21 protein-coding genes are annotated in these 23,946 nt (G+C 54.7%); 11 read left to right on the top strand and 10 right to left on the bottom strand.

Annotation, left to right across the window (positions count from 1 at the left end):
- Positions 1-582 precede the first annotated feature (582 nt).
- From NHG65_RS13395 to dsdA, 6 genes are all read left to right on the top strand, one after another.
- A complete protein-coding gene (locus NHG65_RS13395) occupies positions 583-1,860 on the top strand; it encodes a lysine N(6)-hydroxylase/L-ornithine N(5)-oxygenase family protein (protein ID WP_207976690.1) in 1,278 nt (425 codons plus the stop codon).
- Positions 1,861-1,937: 77 nt separating this feature from the next.
- Positions 1,938-2,816 (top strand): ATP-grasp fold amidoligase family protein, encoded by an 879-nt coding sequence (locus NHG65_RS13390; protein ID WP_207976692.1) that lies wholly within the window; start codon positions 1,938-1,940, stop codon positions 2,814-2,816.
- Positions 2,817-3,178: 362 nt separating this feature from the next.
- On the top strand, positions 3,179-4,621 hold the full coding sequence (locus tag NHG65_RS13385; RefSeq protein WP_499182295.1) for a GGDEF domain-containing protein: 1,443 nt from the start codon (positions 3,179-3,181) through the stop codon (positions 4,619-4,621).
- Positions 4,622-4,734: 113 nt separating this feature from the next.
- Positions 4,735-5,088 carry a DUF1428 domain-containing protein gene (locus NHG65_RS13380; protein ID WP_099062996.1) on the top strand — a complete coding sequence of 118 codons (354 nt, stop codon included), beginning with the start codon at positions 4,735-4,737 and terminating at the stop codon, positions 5,086-5,088.
- A 12-nt stretch (positions 5,089-5,100) separates the two neighbouring features.
- Entirely contained in the window at positions 5,101-5,571 is a 471-nt protein-coding gene (locus tag NHG65_RS13375) for a VOC family protein (RefSeq protein ID WP_112349893.1), read from the top strand.
- Between the two features lie 212 nt (positions 5,572-5,783).
- Positions 5,784-7,121, top strand: a complete 1,338-nt coding sequence (gene dsdA / locus NHG65_RS13370) for a D-serine ammonia-lyase (protein WP_219016306.1) — start codon at positions 5,784-5,786, stop codon at positions 7,119-7,121.
- Here the strand turns inward: dsdA and NHG65_RS13365 are convergent.
- Positions 7,118-7,951: an IclR family transcriptional regulator domain-containing protein gene (locus NHG65_RS13365; RefSeq protein WP_099062999.1), complete on the bottom strand. Its 834-nt coding sequence runs from the start codon at positions 7,949-7,951 to the stop codon at positions 7,118-7,120. The genes dsdA and NHG65_RS13365 overlap by 4 nt on opposite strands.
- A gap of 22 nt (positions 7,952-7,973) precedes the next feature.
- Positions 7,974-8,630, bottom strand: a complete 657-nt coding sequence (locus NHG65_RS13360) for a TetR/AcrR family transcriptional regulator (protein ID WP_413477027.1) — start codon at positions 8,628-8,630, stop codon at positions 7,974-7,976.
- 414 nt (positions 8,631-9,044) lie between these two features.
- Between NHG65_RS13360 and NHG65_RS13355 the strand changes: the two genes are divergently transcribed.
- Entirely contained in the window at positions 9,045-10,406 is a 1,362-nt protein-coding gene (locus NHG65_RS13355) for an MFS transporter (protein ID WP_499183479.1), read from the top strand.
- Positions 10,407-10,408: 2 nt separating this feature from the next.
- On the opposite strand, the gene NHG65_RS13350 is transcribed toward NHG65_RS13355, so the two are convergent.
- From NHG65_RS13350 to NHG65_RS13330, 5 genes are read right to left on the bottom strand one after another with little or no spacing between them, the layout of a single operon-like run.
- Positions 10,409-11,527 (bottom strand): DUF4056 domain-containing protein, encoded by a 1,119-nt coding sequence (locus NHG65_RS13350; protein WP_499182294.1) that lies wholly within the window; start codon positions 11,525-11,527, stop codon positions 10,409-10,411.
- Complete coding sequence (locus NHG65_RS13345) at positions 11,527-12,657, bottom strand: BamA/TamA family outer membrane protein (RefSeq protein ID WP_499182293.1); 1,131 nt, start codon at positions 12,655-12,657, stop codon at positions 11,527-11,529. The genes NHG65_RS13350 and NHG65_RS13345 overlap by 1 nt, the downstream gene beginning before the upstream one ends.
- Positions 12,657-13,658 (bottom strand): hypothetical protein, encoded by a 1,002-nt coding sequence (locus tag NHG65_RS13340; protein ID WP_232519044.1) that lies wholly within the window; start codon positions 13,656-13,658, stop codon positions 12,657-12,659. The genes NHG65_RS13345 and NHG65_RS13340 overlap by 1 nt, the downstream gene beginning before the upstream one ends.
- Positions 13,659-13,698: 40 nt before the next feature.
- Positions 13,699-14,841, bottom strand: a complete 1,143-nt coding sequence (locus NHG65_RS13335; protein WP_232519035.1) for a BamA/TamA family outer membrane protein — start codon at positions 14,839-14,841, stop codon at positions 13,699-13,701.
- Positions 14,838-16,451, bottom strand: coding sequence for a mechanosensitive ion channel family protein (locus NHG65_RS13330; RefSeq protein WP_499182292.1), 1,614 nt, complete (start codon positions 16,449-16,451; stop codon positions 14,838-14,840). The genes NHG65_RS13335 and NHG65_RS13330 overlap by 4 nt, the downstream gene beginning before the upstream one ends.
- A gap of 501 nt (positions 16,452-16,952) precedes the next feature.
- On the opposite strand from NHG65_RS13330, the gene NHG65_RS13325 reads away from it, so the two are divergent.
- The 4 genes from NHG65_RS13325 (at position 16,953) to pcaC (ending at position 21,377) form a co-directional block, all read left to right on the top strand.
- Positions 16,953-18,308, top strand: coding sequence for an MFS transporter (locus NHG65_RS13325; RefSeq protein WP_099063005.1), 1,356 nt, complete (start codon positions 16,953-16,955; stop codon positions 18,306-18,308).
- Positions 18,309-18,318: 10 nt separating this feature from the next.
- Complete coding sequence (locus NHG65_RS13320) at positions 18,319-19,497, top strand: 4-hydroxybenzoate 3-monooxygenase (RefSeq protein WP_499182291.1); 1,179 nt, start codon at positions 18,319-18,321, stop codon at positions 19,495-19,497.
- A gap of 133 nt (positions 19,498-19,630) precedes the next feature.
- Positions 19,631-20,986, top strand: a complete 1,356-nt coding sequence (locus NHG65_RS13315) for a 3-carboxy-cis,cis-muconate cycloisomerase (RefSeq protein WP_499182290.1) — start codon at positions 19,631-19,633, stop codon at positions 20,984-20,986.
- Position 20,987: 1 nt separating this feature from the next.
- Positions 20,988-21,377, top strand: coding sequence for a 4-carboxymuconolactone decarboxylase (pcaC, locus tag NHG65_RS13310; RefSeq protein WP_174352203.1), 390 nt, complete (start codon positions 20,988-20,990; stop codon positions 21,375-21,377).
- Here pcaC and NHG65_RS13305 read toward each other — a convergent pair.
- From NHG65_RS13305 to pcaH, 3 genes are all read right to left on the bottom strand, one after another.
- A complete protein-coding gene (locus NHG65_RS13305; protein ID WP_099063009.1) occupies positions 21,374-22,309 on the bottom strand; it encodes a LysR substrate-binding domain-containing protein in 936 nt (311 codons plus the stop codon). The two genes, pcaC and NHG65_RS13305, sit on opposite strands and share 4 nt — an antisense overlap.
- Positions 22,310-22,406: 97 nt before the next feature.
- On the bottom strand, positions 22,407-23,030 hold the full coding sequence (gene pcaG, locus NHG65_RS13300) for a protocatechuate 3,4-dioxygenase subunit alpha (RefSeq protein WP_099063050.1): 624 nt from the start codon (positions 23,028-23,030) through the stop codon (positions 22,407-22,409).
- The gene (pcaH, locus tag NHG65_RS13295; RefSeq protein ID WP_499182289.1) at positions 23,030-23,758 is read right to left on the bottom strand and encodes a protocatechuate 3,4-dioxygenase subunit beta; all 729 of its coding nucleotides are present in this window, start codon (positions 23,756-23,758) and stop codon (positions 23,030-23,032) included. The genes pcaG and pcaH overlap by 1 nt, the downstream gene beginning before the upstream one ends.
- Between the last annotated feature and the right edge of the window lie 188 nt (positions 23,759-23,946).

The following is a 23,946-nucleotide window of genomic DNA, read 5'->3' as shown; positions in this document are numbered from 1 at the left end:
GGCATAAATGAACAAAAACCATACAGACTTCTGTTTGATTTTTACTCTGTAACCATGTATTTAATTTAATTTATTGATATTTAACATTTTTATTTTAAGTTTGGTTTGGTGGAAGCATTTCTCTGGTGGTGCCCTGACTACAACGCTAGCTAAACCGAAGTGAAATTTTATGATTTTTTACGATTTCACTTTTAATTTCATATTAACAAATCGGTCTATTCCTTTAATATTATTTTTTTTCACATGCCAGCTTGCAGCTTTAGCGCTACTCTGATTTGGCTGTGTCTAATCAAGGATGATGTCGGGCGGAATAGGCAGATTAACATAGGGATATGCTACCCATTTCTCTGTTGCCCATTGATTTTCATTTCCTGGAGGTTCGCTTCCAAAGCGCTCCTTGTTTATGGCTCCGCGAAGTTTTCATTTAAATAAAAATGAGTTTTCAAAGGCAAGATATGTTCGGAATTTTGTGAAAATAAAATGACGGGATGTTGGGGCCATTTTGATCTTTTAAATTTTGGTCGTCACTTTCCAAAACACAGAATACATATCTGTAAGTATATACATTCAGGAGCACACACAATGAACCAGTGTTTGGACTTTATCGGTATTGGCATCGGTCCGTCCAACCTCAGTATTGCTGCACTTGGTAGCGAAATCGAAGGTTTTAATTGTAAATTCCTCGAGCGCAAACCGCATTTTTCCTGGCACCCAGGCATGATCCTGGCAGATTGCAGTATGCAGACCAACTTTTTGAAAGATCTGGTGACGGCCGTCTCGCCAACCAACCCTTATAGTTTTCTCAACTATCTGGTGAAAAGAAAAAAATTCTACCGCTTCCTGACGACAGAACAACGCACCGTGTCACGAGAAGAGTTTGCCGATTATCTTGGCTGGGCGGCAACGGGCCTGGATTCACTGGTTTTTAACCAGGACGTTCAGCGCGTGGAGTTTGATGACCAACAGCGGCAGTTTGTTGTCACCACCCAGAATGAGGTGTTTCGCGCCAAACATGTCTGCGTGGGGATTGGCAAGCAAGTCAAACTGCCTGACTGTGTGACCGAACAAAACGATCGATGCTTTCACGCCAGCGAAATGATGTTTCGCCAGCCAAACCTTAGCGGAAAACGTGTGGCCATTGTGGGCGGCGGTCAAAGCGGGGCCGATCTGTTCCTTAATGTTTTCCAGGGGGAATGGGGCCAGCCGGAACAGCTGAGTTGGATCTCCCGGCGTAACAACTACAACGCCCTTGATGAAGCTGCATTTGCCAACGAGTATTTCACCCCCGATTATGTCGAGGACTTCTACACGCTTGGCAACACGGCCAAACAGCAGATGCTGCGCGAACAAAAAATGACCTCGGATGGGATCACCAGCGAGTCGCTTTTGGCCATTTATCGCGCCATGTATCACCGCTTCGATGTCCTTCGGGATAAAAGATGGGTACGACTGCTGCCCAGCCGTTCCGTTACGGCCCTTAATGCCAAAGACAATTCATATCAGCTAGAGACACTGCATCATCTTGATCAAGGGCGTGAGACTCTTGATGCCGACGTGGTGATCTTTGCTACCGGTTATGAGCAAGCCCGCCCGGCATTTCTTGAATCCCTGGCTGACCGAGTGTTAACCGACGCGGATGGACAATATCGCATTGCCTCGGATTTTACCCTTGAACGGGAAGGGGTCCATGAGAATGCTTTGTTTGCCGTCAACGCCAGCATGCACCACCACGGTATTGCTGACCCTCAACTCAGCCTGATGGCCTGGCGATCGGCCCGCATCCTCAACCGGGTTTTAGGTAATAGCCAATTTGATCTGAGTACGGCCCCGGCGATGATTCAATGGCGCAGTGAGCAATAACAGCCAATCGCTTTAACCTTCTTGGGTTCCTGCCAGGAGCCGTTTTAATACTTTTATCAAATGATAAGACAGGTTGTATGAGAAAACACATTAACAAATTTATCATGAATCAGTTGGCTACATTCGCGCCGACCTTCAAGACCAAATTTATCTACCAAAAAGCATTCGGAAAAAAATTAAATCTAAACCCGCCGATGACCTGGAACGAGAAGATAAATTATCTCAAACTTAACGATTACAGTAACAATGCACTGGTGACGCAATGTGCAGACAAATATGCCGTCAGGGAGTATTTGAAGGCGAAAGGCTGTGAGGAAATACTCAATGAGCTTTACTTCGCCTGCGATTCAGCTCATGAGATCCCGTGGGAGTCGTTACCTGACAAGTTTGTGATTAAGGGCAACCACGGTTCTGGTTACAACCTGATTTGCCAGGATAAAAAGTCACTGGATACCGTACAAGCCTCTAAAACCATTGAAAGCTGGATGAAAGAAGACTATTGGAAGGTCTATGCAGAGTTAAACTACAAGAAGATCACTAAAAAAATAATAGGCGAGAAGTTTATAGCCTCACCGGGTGGTCATGGCCCTGATGACTATAAAATATACTGCTTCCATGGTGTCCCTTACTGCACATTACTTTGTGTCGGTAGAGAAACCGGGATGCCGAAATATTACTTTTTTGATAAAGACTTTAAATTTCTTTGCTACAGCCAGGATTGTCTGGCGCTCAGCCAGCAAGAGATCGAGGCCTTTGTGAAACCCGAAGGTTATGACGCGCTGTTTGAGTACGCCAAAAAATTGTCTGAGCCCTTTGAATTTGTCCGCGTTGATTTTTATATCGACAACGGCAAACCCATTTTTGGCGAATTGACCTTCACGCCTTCCGCCGGCATCGATACTGACATGCTCGAATCAACCGATATTCTGCTCGGGAAGATGCTGAAACTGAAATAGCGGCACGCCGCAGACAACGCTTGTAACTGTCTTTCCTGCTGGTTCACTCAGGCATGACAGTTGACCTCTTGACACCCTGTGAACCCTCCAGGGTGTTTTTAATTTGCTTGCAGATAATCCCGCCGAATCCCGCTCACCAGAGCAGCACCGACTGTAAATCATCCCAAAGTCTGAGGCTACAGATTGATACATAATCATATTTTAAAATTATCAATTAACGGATGCCAGGTCTGAGAAAAGTAGCAATAATGTCAGGCTGGCTGCTCAATTTACACCCGTGGTCAGACATGACCGGCAGGCTCATGGCCACCGTCATGCAGGCAGGATTTTATCCGTATTCTTCGTAAGCCCCTGGAAGCAAGATGCACACCACTGAGTTACCTGTCGCCACAAAATTACAGCCTGCGCTGATCGTCTTTCTGCTGGTGTTTGCCACCTGCATCTTTGGCATTGAAAGCCGCCCGACTGGCCTGTTGTCGGCATTCTGGCCAACCAATGCGGTATTGCTGGCGATATTGGTGCGTTATCCGGTGCTTGCCAGCCGTGTGGGGTGGGTGATGGCGATGCTGGGCTATTTGGCGGCGGATTTGATCACCGGCAGCACGCCCGGCAAAGCCATATTGCTCAATGGTGCCAATATCGCCGGCGTGGCGGTCGGGTTTTATCTGTTTATGCGTTTATCGCCGCAGGTAAGAACTCTGGAGCGCACCTCATCCAGCATTTTTCTGTTTGCCATCTGCCTGACGAGCGCCACCGTCACGGGGCTCCTCGGGGCTGGGGCTTCGGTGCTGCTGTTTGATCGCCAGTACTTACCCTCATTGGCGTTGTGGCTGTCGTCAGAATTCACTAATTACATCACGCTGATGCCGTTTATTCTGGCCTTCCCGACAGACGGGAAAAGCTATCTGCGCAGTATCGTCCAGGCGATCACCCTGCGTAGCCAGTGGTATAACACCTGCAGAAAAATGGCGGTGTTAATCCTGCTGCTGTTGGCCTGCATCTGTAGCATCCTGATTGGTGGCCCTGGCGCGGTGATCTTCCCGATGCCAATCTTGCTGTGGTTGGCGATGTCTTTCTCCCTGTTCACCACCATGATCACCGTGCTGGCCTATGTGATATGGTGCCATTTGGCGATCGATCTGGGCCTGATCACCACTAACCTCGATATGAAAATGCTGCAAAATACGGTGTCGATGCGTCTTGGTGTGGCGCTATTGGCACTGGGTCCGATAGCCGTTGCCAGCATGAACTTTGCCCGCAATGCACTGCTGCGCAAACTTGAGCACGTGGCGAACCATGATGCATTAACCCACGTATTGACTCGCAGCGCCTTTATGCAGCGCGGTACCAGGCTGGTGAGCCAAAAGGGCGAGCGGATCTGTATCATGATGCTGGATATCGACTACTTTAAATCGATCAATGACCGTTTTGGTCATGCTGGCGGCGATACGGCATTACTGTCTTTTACCCGTACCATTACTGCCGATCTGCGTGATAACGACCTGTTTGGCCGCATGGGCGGGGAAGAGTTTGCGATCGTTTCACCGATCGCACAGCTACAGGATGCGCTGTTGTTGGCCGAACGCCTGCGGCGCCGGGTTGAAATCGAATCTATCACCATGCCAGCCGGTACACCGCTGCAGATCACCGTCAGTATCGGCATGGTTACCTGCATCGGCGGAGCCGGGCAAAATCTGGACAACCTGCTGAAAATCGCCGATCTGGCGGTCTACAAAGCCAAAAATAGCGGTCGCAACCGGGTCGCTACGCCAGAACTGCTGCAACGTATTGACTCCGAGCTTTGAAACCCGTCGCTGTGCTTAATGGTTGACCCCGCTAATGGGGTCTAAAATGGAAGAGGGCGCAGGCAGCTCCGCCGGCGCCAACCCGACTGTCGAACCGACAAGAGGACACTCCGATGAAATATGTAGAAGGTTTTGTTGTGGCGGTGCCGGCCGCCAATAAGGAGGCGTACAAAAAACTGGCCGCCGCGACGGCACCGTTGTTTAAAGAGTTCGGTGCTACGCGGATCGTCGAATGCTGGGGCAATGATGTTCCCGATGGAAAAGTCACCGATTTTCGCGGCGCGGTTAAGGCCGAAGCCGACGAGGTGGTGGTGTTCAGTTGGATCGAATATCCGTCAAAAGAGGTCCGCGATGCCGCAAGTCAGAAAATGATGACCGACCCGCGGATGAAGGCATTCGGCGACCAAATGCCGTTTGACGGTAAACGCATGATTTTCGGCGGCTTCGAAACTATTCTGGACCAGTAGCGGAGGGGTATCGTGAAAATCACCCAACACCTGTGGTTTGAGAAAGACATGGAAGCGGCGTTGCGTTGCTACGTGGCTTTAATCCCCGGTTCCTCCCTGACCTGGCAGTCCACCTTGCCTGCCGATACCCCCAGCGGACCGGCCGGCAGTGTCAAGCTGGCGTCATTTACCCTTGGCGATCAGCGCTATGCGGCGATTGAAGCTGGTCCTTTGGATCCCTTCAATCACAGCTTTTCCATTATGGTCGAATGTGCCGATCAGGCCGAAGTGGACCGCTTATGGGAAGCATTGAGTGACGGTGGCCAGGTTGAGCAGTGTGGTTGGCTGCGCGATCGCTGGGGACTGAGCTGGCAGATTGTCCCGAAACGCCTGTCAGAGCTGATGAGTGATCCTGACAGCGTCAAGGTGCGCAGGGTCACCGAAGCGATGTTACAGATGGTCAAACTGGATATCGCCGGACTGGAAGCAGCGGCTCGCGGGTAAGCGTCGGTGCGTTAATGCCCCGCAGCCTCTTTTTCGTTGCGGGGCACTTAAGGTGATTTTCTGTCACTCAAGGAATCAATGTGAGCGATAAATTGACGCAAATCATCTTTTTGCATCAATACTGCTCACCCAAGGCTGAGATTTTATCATTTGTCAGCCTGAGCAAATCGCTGCACCCTAGGGCTAACCTTTATGCAGCGCAGAGAACAATCATGGAAAAGACACAGATTCAGCAGTTGGTTACGCAATTCCCACTGGTGCAGGAACTGATCGAGCTTAAACCAGTGACCTGGTTCAATCCGCGAGCGACTACTTTGCAGGTCGGGTTACCGTTTGTAGGGCTCGACGCCAGCGACGTGAGTGATGCAGAGCAACGGCTGGCGCGTTTTGCCCCTTATCTGAGTGCCGCCTTCCCGGAAACCCGTGTCACCCACGGAGTGATCGAGTCCGAAGTGGTCGCCCTTCACGCCATGCAAACTGCGCTCGATCAGCGCTATGGCCTGACGCTGGCTGGCCGCTTACTGCTGAAAAAAGACAGCCATCTGCCGATTTCAGGCTCGATCAAGGCACGTGGCGGCATCTACGAGGTGTTGGCGCATGCAGAAAAACTGGCGCTGGCCGCGGGGCTGCTGCAACTGACGGATAACTACGCCAGCTTGTTCTCGGAGGAGTTCCGCGAATTCTTCAGCGGTTACCGCATTGCCGTGGGGTCGACCGGTAATCTGGGGATGTCGATCGGTATTATCAGCGCCCGGTTGGGTTTTAGCGTCAGCGTGCACATGTCGGCCGACGCCCGCGAATGGAAAAAGCAAAAGCTGCGTGAGAATGGCGTCAACGTGGTGGAGTACGCGCAAGATTATGGCGTTGCCGTGGAACAGGGCCGCTTGCAGGCGGCGAGCGATCCGCGCTGTTTCTTTATCGATGACGAGAATTCGCAGACGCTGTTCCTGGGCTATGCCGTGGCCGGTGGCCGTCTGAAGCGGCAGTTTGCCGACAGCGGCGTCAAGGTGGATGCTCAGCACCCGTTGTTCGTTTACCTGCCTTGCGGCGTCGGCGGTGGCCCTGGCGGGGTGGCGTTTGGCCTGAAATTGGCCTTTGGCGATCACGTACATTGCATCTTTGCCGAGCCGACGCATTCACCTTGCATGCTGTTGGGGGTGCATACCGGCCTGCACGATGGCATCGCGGTGCAGGATCTGGGGATTGATAATCAGACGGCGGCGGATGGGCTGGCGGTAGGGCGCGCATCCGGCTTTGTCGGCCGTGCCATGGAGCGGCTGCTTTCCGGTTTTTACACTCTCAGTGACCGCGAGATGTTTGCACTGCTGGGGCTGCTGGACAGCCATGAGCACATTCAGCTCGAACCTTCGGCGCTGGCAGGCATGCCGGGGCCATGGCGCGTCACGGCTGATGTCGAATGGTTGGCGAGCCAGGGGCTGAATGCGGAACAGATGAACAATGCCACCCACCTGGTGTGGGCCACCGGCGGCGGTATGGTGCCTGAGGCGGAGATGACCAAGTATTTGGCCACCGCGCACCAGTCGATTTAATGAGTGAGTAGCGAAAGCTCCTCTGCACCTTCCAGCAGGATCGGCAGGATACGCTCGGTCAGTTCGTTCAACGGGACATGACCGGCCTGCACCCCCACGTTTAACGCGGCCGTGACGCCGCCGTTGACCGAGGTAATCGGCACTGCGATGGAGCGCAGGCCGATTTCCAACTCCTGATCGTTAATCGCATAACCCTGCGTACGAACCCTATCCAGTTCGTCACGCAGTTTGTCGACTGACCCAATGGTGTATTGCGTATAGCGCATCAGAGTGATGCGTTGCAGGTAATCCTCACGCTTATCTAGCGGCAAATGACTCAATAACACCCGGCCCATCGAGGTGGCGAATGCCGGCAGGCGGCTGCCAATGTTCAGGTCAATGGTCATAATGCGTTCGGCAGAGGCGCGGGCGATATACAGTATATTGTCGCCGTCCAGCGTGGCGATAGAGCAGGATTCATTCAATAACTGGCTGATGTGTTTCAGCACCGGCTGGGTGGCTTTCGCCAATGGCGTGGCACCAAGATAGGCATGGGCCAGCGTCAGAATGCGTGGGCGCAGCTCAAAATTCTTACCGTCCTGGGCGTAGACAAATCCCAGCTTGTTCAGCGTATACAGGCAGCGGCGTACCGCAGCACGCGGAATGCCGGTTTTCTGGCTGATTTGCGAAATCGACATCAACCGGCGTTGCGGGGTAAAGGCCTGGATCACCTCAAGCCCCCGGGCCAGCGACGCCATAAAATTGGGATCGCCCTTGAACGGATCGCCGCTGGCGGCGGACAGTGAACTATCAGGCGCGGCGATCTCTTCGCCGGATGAGGTCTTGGTCATCACAGTCTCCCAGGGGCCGTGCTTACAGAGCCAAATAACGCAGGGTTGCCACGACGGCTAACCGACGGATGTGACGAGCCTGATCTTCCTGCGGCTCATGGTTTTCAAACAGCGTATTAAAGGTGTACTGGTTGGCGACGTAGTGGAAACACAGGCTGCTGATCAAACGATGCACATCTGTGGCGCTGGCGTCCGGGGTGAACTCTTGCGCTTGCTTGCCGCGCTGCAAAATATCCTCCAGCAGGGTCAGGGCGCTCTGATTCAATGCCTTAATACGTGGCGACTGGCGGATATACTGACCGCGCATCATGTTTTCCATGCAAATAACCCGGATGAAGTCGGGGTGCTCCGCATGGTAGTTAAAGCTTTCCTCGACCAGCCTGGTCATGGCCGCCACCGGCGGTAATGCCTGCAGATCCAACCCCATTTCGTGCGCTCGGATGTGCTGATATACGTGTTCCAGTACCTCCAGGTAGAGCGATTCCTTGGTCTTGAAGTGATAAACCACCATGCGTTTGGTGGTGGCCGCGTGCTCGGCAATGTTTTCCATGCGGGCGCCTTTCAGGCCGGCCTCGGCGAACTCGGTCAGCGCCGCAGCGAAAATACGCTGCTTCAGGCCAACGGGGTCGTTTTTGCGTTTGGTGGCAGTGATCTCATCATTCTTCAAAACATCAGTCACTTATCTTTAGGGGAACACCGGTTAAGAGTAACCGGGGTCACACGGCAATACAATCCGCCATAGCCGGGCTTTTGTGAACGACGTCATATTGCTCACCGGTAAACCTGTGCGGCGATAACCTGAGGGGCGAGACGATCCTTCTCACAATTCGACAACATTATTTCCCACCGGCAACGGACTGCCGGCCGGGTGATAAAGGGCTTTACGGGTTTGCTTGTTAGCATATTGTTTTGAGTTGATCGGATGCGGCAGTTTTTTTAATTGAGGGTAAATGTACCGTCAGGTTCGATAGGCGCCAGATTATCGATAATCCCCGTTGCCGACCCGCACCGGAGTTCATACATTAGAAGCGGGAAATTTACTGTCAGTTCGATTATCGAACATCTGCACTTATTGGCGTCTGTCCAAGGAAAAATTGTGGCTTCAAACGAAATTGATGTTCGTACGCTGATCAACGATCGTCCGCTGTGTGGTTACCAAAAACTGATTATTTTGCTGGGTTTTATCGTGGTTGCGCTCGACGGCTTCGACATTACCCTGATGGGATTTATCGCGCCGGAGCTGAAAAGTGAGTGGGGCGTCAGCAATCAGCAACTGGGTATGGTGATGAGCGCCGCGCTGGTCGGCCTGACCCTCGGCGCACTGCTTTCCGGGCCACTGGCGGACTGGCTGGGCCGTAAAGTGATCATCATCAACAGCGTGTTCTTTTTTGGTGTCTGGACGCTGGTCACTGCGTTTTCGCACACTATTGATCAAATGATTTTCTTCCGATTTATGACCGGGCTGGGGCTGGGGGCGGCGATGCCGAATGTCGGCACGCTGATCTCTGAATATGCGCCGGAAAAGAAACGTTCTTTTATTATCACCGTGGTGTTTTGCGGTTTTACTTTCGGTGCCGCGCTGGGCGGGTTCGCTGCCTCGTGGATCATTCCGCAGATGGGCTGGCATGCATTGTTGTTGCTGGGGGGGATACTGCCGCTGTTGAGCGTACCGTTGTTGATCGCCAAACTGCCGGAGTCGGTACGATTTTTGGTCACCAAACGTGCCAGCAAGCAACGCATTGGCAAGATAGTGGAAAAGCTGGCACCGGGCAGTACCGACGCCAACACCCACTACACACTGCCGCCGCGGGTGGCACCCGGCAAAGGCTCGATGCAGATTGTGATCTCCCGGCAGTACCGATTTGGCAGCCTGATGTTGTGGCTGGGCTATTTCATGGCGCTGTTTCTGGTCTATCTGCTGGGCAGTTGGTTACCGACGCTGGTAAAAGGCATTGGCATGAGCGTGGCGCAGGCGGCGGTGATTACCGCGTTGTATCAGGCTGGCGGCACCTTCGGCTCACTGTTTGCTGGCTGGTTGATGGATAGGGTCAATCCTCACCGGGCGCTGGGCGTGATTTACCTGTTGGGTGCCGCGTTTACGTTGTCGATCGGCCTGGCGTCCCACAGCAGTTTGATGCTCGGTGTGTTGGCATTAGCCTGCGGCTTTTGCCTGAACGGCGCCAATACCGGCATGAATGCGCTGTCGGCTCATTATTACCCGACTGAGGCGCGGGCCACCGGCTCCAGTTGGATGCACGGCGTTGGACGTATCGGCGCCATTCTGAGCGCCTTTGCCGGGGCGGAAATGCTGGCGCTGGGCTGGGGCTTCGATCGCATTTTTACCCTTATCGCCATTCCGGCGCTGATCACCGCCTGCGCCATTTTTATCAAGGGTGCCAAGGGCTTTAACCGTCAGGCGCAGTTGGCCGGCCAGGTTACCGCCAAAAGCCTTTGACCTCACTGGCTGAGTCTTTGCAATTGAACCTGGTCGGCTTGACGCGCTTGCTCCGCCAGTGCGGAAAACTGTGCAGGGCGATAGAATGTGTTGGGTGCAGGCAGGCCGCGCATATCGTTTCCTTTGTGGATTTGCAGCTCACCAAGGCGGCTTAGCGTCATCCCTGCTATTTTCTCCGGCATAGTCAGGCGGTACGGCAGGGCTTGTTCGAAAGGTACCGCGGTGGGCATTCGGTTTTCGCCAAGATGGTAATTGCGTTTAAGCACTAAAAATTTATCCGGTACCCGACGTTGGCTATTCCACCAGTCACCGTCGACTTCGCGGAACTGACGTTCGGTTTCGGCCTGATTCACCGCCTCAAGGCCAATTAAAGCCTGAGAAAGCGCCTTATCCATCGCCAGATTGTAGTTATCTACCGAACCGGCATGCCCCTGCAAAATCACATTGATGGCCAGCCTGGCCCCCAGCAGATTGGCGTAGAGATCTTCCGGTGAAAATGCAGAGATTTCCTCAGAAAACCCGGGGACAGACTGGAAGCCATACCACTGGGCGATCTCATGCCACTGTGCCAGTTGAAAAGCCAGATGCCCGGCCAGCCACGCCGCCAGATTATAGCGGTCCACCTTCGATGCCGGCGGGGTAAAGGGGTAAAGCTGAACGCGTCTGAGCCCCAATTCCTCACTGTAAAACAACCGCCATTCCCGACCCAGCCGTGGGTACAGTCGGGTGAACAGATAAAAGGTGTTATCGGCAGTATCACGAACGTGGGCGATATCAATAAAGCCGCCGCGCCGCGTATAGATCAAGCCGTTGGCTTCATCGCTCAGACCCACGATATTCTTCACTGCACCCAGCGCAGTGTCATTGTAATGATGGTGACCCAGAGTGCTGAGTGACAGCACGTTACCAATCTGGTAAACCGGAATGGGAATGCCTGCCGCGCGCACATGAAGGTTATAGCCAAATGCACAGCAAGGGCGCAGCGATTCCGGCGGCGAAAGGTTCTGCGCGACGGGCCAAACGCGAGTTGCCTGCTCAAAAGGTAAAATGTCGGCCTCACCCGGTTGCGCATGGGCAAAAAAGGTAATACCCAGCAGCACTGCGAGAAAATAACCACGCATTAAAAGGCCTCCGCGACCTGGAAATAAAACCCTGCGCTCTCTCGACCCACGCCGAGATCGAGACGCAAATTCATATCTGGTTTAATTTCAAAACGATACCCTGCGCCAAGGGTTGGAAGAATAGGGTGTTGTCCCATTTTATCCGGGCTGGCACCCAGTGAACCTGCGCCTAGCCAGAGCACGTAACCGTGCCGCCAGTTGAGCTTTTTGCGGTATTCAATCTGGGTGCTCACCACATCTTTATCCCGGTAACGCCCCTGGTAGTAGCCGCGTAACCGCCGATCATCACCGGCTTGTGAAAGCCGATCCCAAGGAACTTCTCCTCGGGCAAAACGTCCCCAGGCATCGAACGCCAATACGTCATTCTCGTTAAGCGGAAAATAGTAATTGTATTGCAGCTGCAGGGCGGTGAAATGCGTATCCGAGCCCAGCGACGGATCAAACAGGCTGTATTGGACGCTGGCATACTGCCCATTTTTCGGCTGCGTGATAGCGTCGCGGGAGTCGTAATTAAGGGCGAAAGTCGCGCCGGAACTCCGCGGTGACGTTGACTCGGTATAACGAGAGAAACTATCGCCAGGCTGCGGATCTTCAACTTTGGCCTCCAGAGTAGAAAAGTCCCAGCCAACACCGGCATAAAGATTATCTACCAGACGATAAAAAACCTGCGGATGAACGCTAAACGAATCCTGGGTATATTTCTGGCCCGATCCCTGCGCGGCATCGTAGCCCACGCCCCAGAACTCCGTAGGGATCTTTGCCACCGAGCCTTCAACAAACAGCCGCCACTGGTCGTCACTAAAAAAAGTGTAATTATTTAACCCAAGCCCCAGTGCGCCGCTGGTACTGATAAAACCGGTAAATGAAATGGAGGAGTTTTGTGTCAGCTTATCGTTAGGATCGACGCGATAAAGCCCGGCCACCGCCGTTCCCAATCCCAGCTTTAACTCGGGCGTATAAAAGGGCCCTGGCAGCACCGTCCAGTTCACCCCTTTAGCGGCGTGGTATTGATCGTCTGCCCCCATGGTGCCAAGAAACTGATCGATGGACTCACGCGTCAGCAACTCCGCATTAACGGATAAGGTCAACAGGCTACAGAGTCCGCCTAACCACAGCACAGGTCGCTTCATTAGAATCGATATTCACCCGCCAGGAAAAAACTGTTTCGCTCATTGAAACCGACTTCGGCCAGTAGGTTAAAGTTCTGCGTGAGTTCGTACTGCGCCCCAATCAGCGTATTCCACGGCGATGTGAGATGCTGTTTGACATCAAAGCGTCCGGCGTTGTCTTTATTCACGGTGTCAATAAGCGGCTGAAGTTCTGCCGGCATATGTAAATCCGAGAGGTTGCCTTTAAACTCCTGATCCACATCCTGATACATGCTGCCTATCCACAGGCTCAGGTGGGAAGGGCCAGAGATGGCGGGCATATCAAAGCGATAACCCACGCGCGGCGAAACCGTGATGGCTGAAATTTTGCCATCGAGAATGTCAAAATCCGTGCGGGTATAGTTGGTATCCACCAGTGCGAACCATTTCTCATAGCCGCCCGCCAGAGTAAACCCGGTGCCCCAGGTAGTGCCTTTAAAATCCAGGGCAAACTCGATGTCCCTGAGATCGCCATTTTGGTTAAGGCGATGAACCGCCGAGGCGATAATTCGGTCGACACCGGTGTATTGTGATGGGTCGGCATCGACAGAAACGTTAGAAACCGATGATCCCCGGGTGTGCCCGACCAGGCCATAAATATTCAAAAAGGGGAAGACCCACATATCCAGCCGCAGGTTCTCGCTTTTGCTGCGTTCGCGAGTGTGTCCGACATCAATATTGAACAGATCGCTGGGAATCGGATGATTGCCCAGTTTCAGGCCGGAAAAGGTAATGCTGTCGACATCAATATTCTGGCGCATATTCATATAACTGAGATTGACGCCGAACGGCAGCGGGATGTTATAGCCGCGGGCGCGGGCTTCATCTCCCCAAATAGGAAAGGTACTGTCACTCTGGGCCGGGGCGGGGGCTGCTGCGCCCCATGCGGTACCCGATAAAAACAACAAAGGAAAAACCACTCGTTTAGCGTATCGGAGTGAGATGTTTTTGATGCTGGTTTGGCAATCTCTGTGATTTGTCATTATTGGATCCTCCACGTTAGGCAAGCGAGAGAAGACCGGCTTAAAGCCCAGAGCCGACATTGAAATAGAGCGCCTGATCGCTGTTGCTGAAAGCGACATCGATCCCGGTATGCAATCCAAATTTTCGCGCGATCAGGTAGCGGAATCCGCCGCCCCACGCCACTTCAGTCTTATCGAACAACGTTTGGCTATCACGGCTGGCGCTGCCGGCCCCGACAAACCCTTGCACCACCCAACGCGGTGTCACCTGCCACTCTAATTGGCTTTGGCCCACCGCAACGTAATCACCCTGATAGCGATAGCTCGGGATGCCACGGAGTTTGATATAGGGGCGCGCCATGGGGGGTAAATGGCTTTCGTGATCTGACAGTGACTGGTAGTTACCGGCGAGCGCCAGGGTGAAGTTTCGGCCAAGCGGATGGAAATATTTCCCGTCCAGGGTCAGCGTGTCATAGCGGTAATCGCCACCCAGGAAGCCGGTGTAAAACTGATATTCAGCGGAGGCCGATAGCCCATGGCGCGGGTAGAAAAGGTTGTCCGTGGTGTCATATTCCATCACCAGACCCAATCCGGAGCTGGTACTGGAACCCCCCAGCACCTGTTGCAGTGCCTGGCTGATAAAGGGTTTATCAGCTGAGATTTGGGTATTGGCGTAAAACTGCGAACCGCCGACAAAGAAAGGCGTTTCGGCAAGGCGGAACAACAGTTTCTGCGTTCCGCCGTAGCCTTTCGTTTGGGTGCTGACCCCATGACCGCCGCCAAAGCCGGCAACATCGCCGGTGTAAATATCCAGATTGATATCTGCGTAACCTACGGCCACAAGATAGCGAATGCTGTCATTATTCCAGGTGTGTCGATGCCCGCCACCGACAAACCAGGTGCCATTTTGCGTAGCCCCGCCGCCAAAGGCGCTGATTGCGGGTGGCGCGCTGCGCCTGCCTGAGCGAGGTGTTTCATTGGGTTGGCCGGTGTCATGTAAAAAAAGCCCAAACAGGCCGCCGCCATACCCCACGGCCGGTTCGGTGATTACCACCGGCACCGGCAGAAAACCGTAGCGGCTATCGCTCATGTACTCGCCCATATCCAGCATGCCATCTTCCGCATCAATCAGTCCTGCCGCCTGAAGGGCTGCGGGGAAGGCTAAGCCGGGAAGCAGAGCCAGCAGGACACTCAATTTTGTCATGGCTGCTGATCCGGTCGCACCGCAGGGGCGGTATACCAATTTTCTCGGGTGACCATCACGGCATTTTCGGGTTGCAGCACGAAATTCGGTGACATGATCTGGACGTTAAATTCATTGAACACGTCCTGAATGTGGCTATGTAATTCACTTTTGACGGTTGCCAGTGATTCGCCTGCACCGAGCTTGACCTGCAGTTCATAGGCGATGTACCAGTCCATTAAATTGAGCTGACGAACCAGAGGAGGGACCTGACTGTCGATGCCCCGGGTTCTTTTTGCCGCCAGTTCCAGCATTGCGTGAACCTGCCGCCATGGGGTGTCGTAACCAATCGTCACGCTGGTGGTGAGATTCACACCCTCGCCGGGGTTCAGTGCGCTGAGATTGGTGATTTTACCGCTGACCACCACCGCATTGGGGACGGTAACAACATAATTTTCGCGGGTGAGGATTTTGGTGGCCAGCATCCCGACTTCGCTGACCAGCCCTTCGTTGTCGCCTATCCTGATCACGTCGCCTTTGCGCAGCGCGCGCGAATAAGTCAGTACCAATCCACTCATGGCGTGATTCATTAATCCCGCCGAGCCAAGCGTTAACATCAAGCCAAAGAACACGCTGACGCCTTTAAAGGCCAAAGAGTCGGCACCGGGTAGAAAAGGATAGGCGGCCGACAAGGCAAACAGCCAGACCATCACCGAAATCAGTTTACGTGTGGCGCCAACCGTTTCGGGATGTAAACCTGGCACAACCAGTCTTCCGCTCTCGACGCGTTTTAACAGCACCTTGAGCAGTTTGAGAATAAAACCCGTCAGCAAAAAGATAATGGCGACAATCGCCAGCCCAGGGAAAGCGGAAATAATGGATAGGGTGACTTTCTGGATAACGCTGATAGACCAGTCCCCCAGAGACTCGCCCCAAACACGCGTCCAGGGGAATAACCGGAAGAGCCAACTCAGCCAGATATAAAAGGCGCTAATACTCAGCAATATCATTAGCAGGGCGTACAGGCGAGATTCAAAAGCCCCGAGCAGCACGCGCCAGCTCTGCGGGATCCACCCCCGCTTGAGCGCTATTCGGGTGGCATAAAACCTTTTAACTCGCTGCCAGGATTTGAACGCGGCGTAAAATACCAGCACCAGCGCCAGGGTTCCGGCTGCGCTCTTCGCTACCGCAATCGCCAGGTAAGCAGTAGAGTATTGTTCTATCAGTGCCGTGCGCTGGGCATTGATTCGTTCCAGCACTTTGAGTGAAGCCTGGTCCAGCGTCAGATCATCGCCATCATCCAGGTCTCCCTGGGTTAATAGCATGAATGGCTTGCCATTAATGGTGAACAGCCGTCCCTGCTGGTTATAGCGTTTTATCACATGCACCTGCACCGGCTGGTGTATGTCTTCTTCGGTGAGAGAGCGCAAAGTATTACGGATCCGTAAAACACGTTCTTCCGGGGTGGTAAAGCCGAACTTTGCCTGCAGCATGACAATAGGTTGGTGAAATATATAAACCGTTCGGGCCTTTTCCTGATCGGTGGCGAGCTGGCGCGGCTCAGCGCCAAAACACAGGGATGAAATCAGAAATAACAGACAGCAAACAACGCCATTCACTCTTTTGTTCATGGTTACCTGCCCAGTCAGTAATCTATTTTTATTATTTTGTTATTCGCTTTCTTCCGTTTCAGCTTAGTCCAGTCGCATGCGCTTTCAAGTTGTTCAATCGAACCCAATTTCCGGGTTAATAAATCAAAATTGCTGCCGGGAATAAGGCACAACCGGGGCCTCAGACAGGAATGAGGGGAACCGGCATTTTTTCCCTGTTGAATAAGCGTCGAAATAGTTTCACCAATGTTAAATGGCTCACAGAATGCCTACCTTGCCGATGGGCAAAAAAATAAACTATCAAACTGATAATAAACCCTTTCTTGTAAAGCGGGTCTTTTCGCGTTCGGTTATCGCACGCTAATTAATTTAACAATATTGAAACTTATTGTGGGTGATGCTTTGATGAATAGGCGATTAACGAACCAAGTTTCGATAATCGCACAACTAGCGACTTTGCCAGGGAAACGCCTGGCTGTTCTCGCCGGGTTTATTTCACCAGGCCAACCCAGGAAGCGCTCTATGTCTCAGCCAAACACCCTAGAAATTCAGTCGTTTATTAATGAGAACCCCTTTTCCCGTTACCAGTGGATGATTCTGATACTGTGTTTCCTCACCGTGGCACTGGACGGCTTCGACACCGCGATTATCGGTTTTATCGCCACCTCGCTGGTGCAAGATTGGGGGATAGAGAAGACCTCGCTGGGGCCGGTGATGAGTGCGGCCCTGGTCGGGTTGGCCGTGGGAGCACTCACGGCCGGACCGCTGGCGGACCGCATTGGTCGCAAAAAAGTGCTGGTACTGTCGCTGTTCCTGTTTGGGGGTTTCAGCCTGTTGACGGCGTTTGCCACCACGCTGCCGATGCTGACGCTACTGCGTTTTTTAACCGGTCTGGGGCTGGGGGCGGCGATGCCGAATGCCGCCACCCTGATGTCGGAATATGCGCCGGAACGTAAGCGGGCACTGCTGGTGAATCTGATGTTCTGCGGCTTTCCGCTCGGATCGTCGATGGGCGGTTTCGTTTCCGCCTGGCTGATACCGCACTTCGGTTGGCAGAGTGTCATGGTGCTGGGTGGCGTGATGCCGCTGCTGCTGGCGGTAGTGCTGATTGTCGCACTGCCGGAATCGGCCCGTTTTATGGTGGTACGCGGTTACCCGGCGCAGCGGATTGCTGCCGTACTCAAACGTATTGCGCCGCTCAAGTTAATCGAACCGCTGCGCTTTAGCCTGTCTGAAGCCGATCAGGTTAAAGCCAAATCGGCGCTGGGGGTGATTTTCTCCCCGCGTTATCTGCTGGGTACCCTGATGCTGTGCCTGACCTATTTCATGGGGCTGATGATCTTTTATCTGCTGACCAGTTGGTTGCCGCTGTTGATCCGTGAAACCGGTGCTTCCATTCGCCAGGCGTCGTTGATTACCGCGCTATTTCCTCTGGGTGGCGGTATTGGCGTGCTGATCATCGGTTGGCTGATGGACCGGATGAATCCGCACAAGGTAGTGGCGGTGGGCTATCTGTTAACCGGGCTGTTCGTCTGCGCCATTGGCTACGTTTACACCGACCCGATACTGATGGCGGTGACGGTGTTTATCGCCGGTACCTGCATGAACGGTGCGCAGTCTTCCATGCCGGCGCTGGCCGCCGGGTTCTATCCAACCCAGGGGCGGGCGACGGGGGTCGCCTGGATGCTGGGGCTGGGGCGTTTCGGCGGCATCCTGGGCGCGATGAGCGGCGGGGTACTGATGCAAATGCAGCTGTCGTTCAGCACCATTTTCACCCTGCTGGCGATCCCGGCGCTGGTGGCCGCGCTGGCGCTGATAGTCAAACACTTTTCTGCCAAGGCGACGGCACTGTCCGGTTCGCTCAACAAAGCCCTATAAGGAGATAACCATGCGTACACAGATCGCGATTATTGGTGCCGGCCCGGCCGGATTGATGCTGTCGCACCTGCTGCATCTGCAGGGTATTGAGTCGGTGGTATTGGAAACGCGCAGCCAGCAGGCGGTGGAGTCCACCATTCGCGCCGGGGTGCTCGAGCAGGGAACGGTCGATTTACTCAATCAAACCGGATTGGGTGAACGTATGCGCAAAGAAGGGGCGCAGCACCATGGCATCCGGCTGGCGTTCGGCGGCCAACAGCACCGGATCGATCTGACTGAACTGACCGACCGGGCGATCACCGTTTATGCCCAGCACGAGGTGCTGAAAGATATGATTGCCGCGCGGCAGGCGGCGAAGGGCCAACTCTATTTCGAGGTGGAACAGGTGGAACTGAAGGAGCTGGACAGCGAACGACCACAGGTGCATTACCGTCTTGACGGCGAACCGCAGCGCCTGGAATGTGATTTTGTCATTGGCTGTGACGGTTTCCACGGTATCAGTCGGGCGGCGATGCCCGGCGGGCTGCGCCAGGACTACACTCGGGTCTACCCCTTTGGCTGGTTCGGCATTCTGGTGGAGGCACCGCCGTCCAGCGATGAGCTGATCTACGCCCGCCACCCGCGCGGTTTTGCGCTGATTAGCACCCGTTCGCCGGGCGTCCAGCGCATGTATTTCCAGTGCGACCCGACGGAAAACGTCGACCAATGGTCGGACGATCGTATCTGGAATGAACTGGAGAGCCGGGTAGAAAATCACGACGGCTGGTCGCTGAAAAAGGGCCGTATATTCCAGAAAAACGTGGTCGGGATGCGCAGTTTTGTTACCGAACCCATGCGCTGTAAACGCCTGCTGCTGGCGGGTGACTCGGCACATATTGTGCCGCCAACCGGGGCCAAGGGGCTGAATCTGGCGATGGCGGATGTCTGTCTGTTGTCTCAGGCGCTGGAGGCGTTTTACCGTCACAAAAGCTGGCGGCGGCTGGACAGCTACAGTGACGACGCGCTGCAACGCGTCTGGCGTGCGGAGCATTTCTCCTGGTGGATGACCAACATGCTGCATACCCATTATGACGACAGCGCATTCCAGCAACGCTTACAGTTATCAGAGCTGCAATACACCGTGAAGTCGCGCAGCGCGATGACGGTGCTGGCGGAAAACTATGTCGGCTCTCCCTTTCAGATGATGTAGCCCGGCCGGTATCACAAAAATCAATAAATTCGTTCAATGTTTCGATAATCGCCCAGAGCAGCGGTTATCGTTCTTGACGCTGCCAACCGCGTCGCGCCATCATCGGGAAATGAGCCCTTTGCCCGGAGGATATATGGAGTTACTGACACCGCTGCTGCGGTCTTCAGCGGTGAGCCCGTGTTTTAGCGATGCCGCTACCCTGCAGGGGATGCTGGATTTCGAAGCGGCGCTGGCCACGGCGCAGGCCGGGCTGGGGATCATTCCTGCCGAAGCCGGCCAACAGATTGCCGCCGTTTGCCACAGCCATTTGTTCGATGCGCTGAGCCTGGCTCAGGCGGCGGCGCAGGCCGGTAATCTGGCGATCCCGCTGGTGAAGCAGCTAACCAGCCGAGTGGCTCAGCAAGATGCCGAGGCCGCGCGCTACGTTCACTGGGGCGCTACCAGTCAGGATGCCATCGACACCGGTTTGGTGCTGCAACTGCGGCAGGCGCTCATCTTGACGCAGAACGACCTGGACCGGCTGATCGTGGCGCTGGTACAACAAATTACCCGTCATCAGGACTCTGTGCTGGTCGGCCGCACCTGGATGCAGCACGCACTGCCCACCACGCTGGGGCTAAAGCTGGCCGGTACGCTGGATGCCTTGCTGCGCTACCGGCAGCGGTTGAATGAAATGCGGCCGCGCGTACTGGCACTGCAGTTGGGCGGGGCCGCCGGTACCCTGGCATCGCTGGGCGAACAGGGAGAGACACTGGTGACCGCGCTGGCAGCCAGGCTGCAACTGACCGCGGCAGATACTCCCTGGCACAGTCAGCGCGATCGCCTGCTGGAGATTGCCGGTTGGTATGCCGGATTAAGCGGCACGCTGGGCAAACTGGCCCGCGATATCTCTTTGCTGACGCAGACCGAAGTGGCAGAGGTGGCCGAACCGGTCGCGGCTGGGCGCGGTGGCTCTTCGACCATGCCGCACAAGCGTAATCCGGTGGCCTGTGCGGTGATCCTCGCGGCGGCCAATCGGGTGCCAGCGTTGGTCGGCGGGCTGTATGCCGCTATGGTGCAGGAACACGAGCGCGGTCTTGGCGGTTGGCACGCCGAGTGGGAAAGCCTGCCAGAATTGGTGATGTTGACGGCGGGGGCCTTGCACACGGCCGGTGAGTTGATTGCCGAGCTGCAGGTGTTCCCACAACAGATGGGATATAACCTGAAGTTAACACACGGCTTGATCATGGCGGAGGCGGTGACCATGGCGTTGGGCGAAGCTATTGGCCGCCAGCAGGCCCATCAGCATATCGAAAAACAGTGCCATTTAGCGCTGGCGCAGCGGCTCACACTGTCTGAGGTGTTGCTGGACGATCCGCTGGTTATGGCACATTTATCTGCCCAGCAGCTTTCCAACCTGTTGGATCCCCAGCAGTACCTCGGTAGTGCCCAAACCTTTATCCGGCGGGTACTGGAACAGGCCGCAGCAGCCATTTCAGGAGCAAAATAAAATGAATGACGAACAACGGTATCAACAGGGGATTGAGGTACGCAGGGCGGTGCTGGGAGACAGCCATGTGGACCGTAGCCTCAGCCAACTTACTCCGCTAAACGAAGAGTTCCAGGACTTTATCAGCCGCTATGCCTGGGGGGAGATCTGGACCCGACCGGGGTTGGCGCGCCATACCCGCAGCCTGATCACCATTGCGATGTTGATCGCCCTTAACCGCGAAGCCGAGCTGCGTATGCACCTGAAGGCGGCGGTGAACAACGGCGTGACTCGTGAGGAAATTAAAGAAGTGCTGATGCAAAGTGCGCTGTACTGTGGCCTGCCGGCGGCCAACTCGGCGTTTCACCTGGCGGCAGAAGTCTTTGCCGAGCAGGACAGGGAGGCTGACTAAGCGGAGCGTGCCGCGCCCGCGATACCTCGCACCGTGGCGATAAATGCCAGCACCGCCTCAGTCAACTCACCGTCGTTGCGGGTCAGAATGCCTACCGCTTCCTCCATACCCTGGGTCGGCAGGGGGAGCGGGATCAGTTGTCCGGCAGCGATATCGGTTTTTACCGCGCTGGATGGCACAAACCACACATAATCAAACTGCAGCGTCATTTGGCGTGCCAGCGAGGCCGACAGCGTTTCAATATACTGGCCGGGCAGGCTGAAACCCTGGGTCGACAGCAGATTCTCGGTATTGTGGCGCGGCACCGTGCCCTTTGGCGAAATAATGGCCGGATAATGCAGTGCGCGCTCCAGAGTGATGGTTTCGCTTAACAGCGGATGCCCCGGACGCGTCACCATCAGCAGAGACTCCAGCAGCAACAGTTCGAAAGCCAACCCGCTCATCATTTCCGGATCGGCCATGCGGCCTATCGCGACGTCAATCTCACCTGCCTTGAGCTGTGCCAACAATTCGGTATTTTTACCGGTAACCACCTGAATACGTGAATGAGGGTGGGCCTGCTGATACTGGCCGATGGACTGCGGCAGCATGCCCAGCGCGGTGGTTGGCAGTGCCCCGATGCGCAATACCCGCGCCGGGGCATCGTCGAGCCTGTCGAGTGCGTGTCCGGCAGCGGTCAGTGCCTCCAGCACTCGCGTGGCATAACCGAGAAACTGCTCACCTTGTTCGGTCAGCCGGGTTCCCTGGCGGTTACGCACCAGCAGGCGGTTGCCAGTTAAGGCTTCCAGCTCGCTCAGCGTCTTGGACAGTGCCGGTTGGCTCAGGCTCAGCTTATCGGCCGCGCGGCTTAGCGACCGTTCCTGCGCCACGGCAACAAAGCCGTTGATGTGGCGTAAGCGCATGCGTTGAATAAATAAATTGGCTTTTTTCATACCTCAGTGTAGGGAGTTTTCCCCGGAGGTAACAAGTGATGGCGGCCGCATATTTGCATTGGCATACAGATTTTTTGCGGCCGCATACAGGCGGAGTTTACAGGTCGAAGAACACCGTTTCGTTTTCGCCCTGGACCACAATGTCAAAGCGATACACTAATTCATCACCCCGGCGTTCTGGCTGGGCAATCAGCGTTTTACGCCGCACCTCCAGTTCGATCAGGTTTAACACCGGATCCTGTTGGTTAGCGGCATCCTCGTCGGCAAAATACAGACGGGTATGCAAACCAATATTGATGCCGCGTGCGACGATCCACAAGTTAATGTGCGGTGCCATCATCCGGCCGTCACGGCCGCAGACAGCGCCGGGCTTGATGGTTTCAAAGCGATAGAGGCCGGTTTCAAAATCCGAACAGCTGCGGCCCCAGCCCCGGAAGGCATCATCCAGCGGTTTGTGCTGTTGCTGGTCGCCCGGGTGGTTATAGCGGCCGTGGCTGTTGGCCTGCCAGATTTCCAGCAGCACGTCGCGGATCAGGGAGCCGCTGCCGTCGAACACCTGACCTTCCAGGGTAATACGCTGGCCCTGAGTTTCCGGCTGGGTCAGCACCTGGCCGAAGTTATTCTCAAAGATCTCGAAGCCGGCGGCCAGGGGCGCGAGGCCAATGTGTACATAAGGGCCGGCGGTTTGCGACGGCGTTTCCAGAAGATAGTTTTGCGGCATCATGCTTTCCCCTGCAGGCGGTTTTCAAACAAGGTGGCGCGGTGACCGCGTAACACCAAATCGAAACGATAGGCCAGGCTGTCCAGCTGCACCGAGGCGGTTTTGTCCAGACCGGCGATCAGCGTGCGTACCGCATCGTCATTTTTGAGCGCGCGTACAATGGGGCAACTGGCAATCAGCGGATCGCCTTCGAAATACATCTGGGTGATCAACCGCTGGGCGAAGGCGTCGCCGGATAGCGAAAAGTGAATATGGGCGGGGCGCCAGTCATTGACCCGGTTGCGCCAGGGATAAGGGCCGGGCTTGATGGTGCGGAAGAAGTAATAGCCGTTGTCGTCGGTTAATACCCGGCCGCAGCCGCCGAAGTTGGGGTCTATCGGGGCCAGATACTGGTCTTTTTTATGGCGATAGCGCCCACCGGCGTTGGCTTGCCACACCTCGACCAGCGCATTGCGCATCGGCAGGCCGTTTTCATCGCGAACGTAGCCGTGCACGATAATCCGCTCGCCGATCGGCAAGCCTTGTTTGGCGTAGTTAAGGATCAGGTCGTTATCCAGCGTGCCGAGTTCATGTTGGCCAAACACCGGGCCGGTGATTTCGGACAGTGAATTTTGCAGCGAGATCAGCGCATTTTTCGGTGAGCGCAGCACGCTGGTTTTGTATTCCGGCACCAGGACCGGCGGATGCCGCTCATAGTTACGTTGGTAGAGTTCATCTATCTGGCTCATGCGGAAATCCTCATGGCGTAGGCAGGGTGCAGAGGGCTGATCTGTTTTGATTTAATGTCAGCACGAAGGGGAAAATCGCTTTCCCTCACCTGAGTCTCGCAAGACAGAGTGTTACGATAAAGTGAAATTTAGCGGTGTTTTGCATAACCTGAGGTTATGTAATAAGAATGAGAAAGGGCGGATTATCC

Origin of the sequence: Serratia myotis, from assembly GCF_027474885.1 — a bacterium.
GTDB lineage: Bacteria > Pseudomonadota > Gammaproteobacteria > Enterobacterales > Enterobacteriaceae > Serratia > Serratia proteamaculans.
Note: the sequence above shows the minus strand (reverse complement) of the source record. Positions and strands in the feature narration are given on the sequence as shown.

Excerpts from the sequence above, each read along its gene's own strand:
- NHG65_RS13395 (WP_207976690.1), top strand. The coding sequence starts at position 583 with ATGAACCAGTGTTTGGACTTTATCGGTATTGGCATCGGTCCGTCCAAC.
- NHG65_RS13390 (WP_207976692.1), top strand. The coding sequence starts at position 1,938 with ATGAGAAAACACATTAACAAATTTATCATGAATCAGTTGGCTACATTC.
- NHG65_RS13385 (WP_499182295.1), top strand. The coding sequence starts at position 3,179 with ATGCACACCACTGAGTTACCTGTCGCCACAAAATTACAGCCTGCGCTG.
- NHG65_RS13380 (WP_099062996.1), top strand. The coding sequence starts at position 4,735 with ATGAAATATGTAGAAGGTTTTGTTGTGGCGGTGCCGGCCGCCAATAAG.
- dsdA (WP_219016306.1), top strand. The coding sequence starts at position 5,784 with ATGGAAAAGACACAGATTCAGCAGTTGGTTACGCAATTCCCACTGGTG.
- NHG65_RS13365 (WP_099062999.1), bottom strand. The coding sequence starts at position 7,951 with ATGACCAAGACCTCATCCGGCGAAGAGATCGCCGCGCCTGATAGTTCA.
- NHG65_RS13350 (WP_499182294.1), bottom strand. The coding sequence starts at position 11,527 with ATGCGTGGTTATTTTCTCGCAGTGCTGCTGGGTATTACCTTTTTTGCC.
- NHG65_RS13345 (WP_499182293.1), bottom strand. The coding sequence starts at position 12,657 with ATGAAGCGACCTGTGCTGTGGTTAGGCGGACTCTGTAGCCTGTTGACC.
- NHG65_RS13340 (WP_232519044.1), bottom strand. The coding sequence starts at position 13,658 with ATGACAAATCACAGAGATTGCCAAACCAGCATCAAAAACATCTCACTC.
- NHG65_RS13335 (WP_232519035.1), bottom strand. The coding sequence starts at position 14,841 with ATGACAAAATTGAGTGTCCTGCTGGCTCTGCTTCCCGGCTTAGCCTTC.
- NHG65_RS13330 (WP_499182292.1), bottom strand. The coding sequence starts at position 16,451 with ATGAACAAAAGAGTGAATGGCGTTGTTTGCTGTCTGTTATTTCTGATT.
- NHG65_RS13325 (WP_099063005.1), top strand. The coding sequence starts at position 16,953 with ATGTCTCAGCCAAACACCCTAGAAATTCAGTCGTTTATTAATGAGAAC.
- NHG65_RS13320 (WP_499182291.1), top strand. The coding sequence starts at position 18,319 with ATGCGTACACAGATCGCGATTATTGGTGCCGGCCCGGCCGGATTGATG.
- NHG65_RS13315 (WP_499182290.1), top strand. The coding sequence starts at position 19,631 with ATGGAGTTACTGACACCGCTGCTGCGGTCTTCAGCGGTGAGCCCGTGT.
- pcaC (WP_174352203.1), top strand. The coding sequence starts at position 20,988 with ATGAATGACGAACAACGGTATCAACAGGGGATTGAGGTACGCAGGGCG.
- NHG65_RS13305 (WP_099063009.1), bottom strand. The coding sequence starts at position 22,309 with ATGAAAAAAGCCAATTTATTTATTCAACGCATGCGCTTACGCCACATC.
- pcaG (WP_099063050.1), bottom strand. The coding sequence starts at position 23,030 with ATGCCGCAAAACTATCTTCTGGAAACGCCGTCGCAAACCGCCGGCCCT.
- pcaH (WP_499182289.1), bottom strand. The coding sequence starts at position 23,758 with ATGAGCCAGATAGATGAACTCTACCAACGTAACTATGAGCGGCATCCG.